The 477-nt window shown below is 79.9% G+C and carries 1 pseudogene; it reads right to left on the bottom strand.

Annotated features, from left to right (window positions below):
- Positions 1–400 (bottom strand): annotated as a pseudogene (locus tag AC2CJA_RS27200) (hypothetical protein); the annotation flags it as partial.
- Positions 401–477 lie beyond the last annotated feature (77 nt).

The raw sequence follows: 477 nt of genomic DNA, 5'->3' as shown, positions 1-477 counted from the left end.
CCTGCTGCCGGAACACCGGGGGCGGCAGCGGCATGTCGCCGGTGGCCGGCCCGGTGGTCGGCCCGCTGGGGCCCGCGCCCCGGAACGGCGGCGGGGCGGGGAAGCCGTGCGACGGAGTGTCCTCCGAGCCGTGCGACGGGGCGCCGCCCGGGCGGACGGCGCCGATCTGGCCGGTGACGTCCGCCCGGTCGGCGGGGAAGCCGTGCGGCGGGGTGTCGGTGCGCTGCCGCGGCGGCGGGGGGGACGCGGCCCCCTGGGCCGGCGCACCGCCGGGCGCACCCGGTACGCCGCCGGACGGGGGCTTGCGCGGGGCGAACCACGAACTGGTCTGCTTTCCACCGCCGTTGGCCTCGGCTCCCCCCGAACCGGGCCCGGCCGGCCCCCCGTTCGGCCCCGGCACGCCCGGCGTGGACGGCACGGCGCCGCCCGGGGCGTGCGGGTGTCTCTTTTAAACAAATACGAGCCCACGAGTCCCAA

This window comes from Streptomyces sp. ATLC9 (assembly GCF_057196705.1).
The sequence above is the reverse complement of the archived record's forward strand: the minus strand, read 5'-3'. Positions and strand labels throughout refer to the sequence as shown.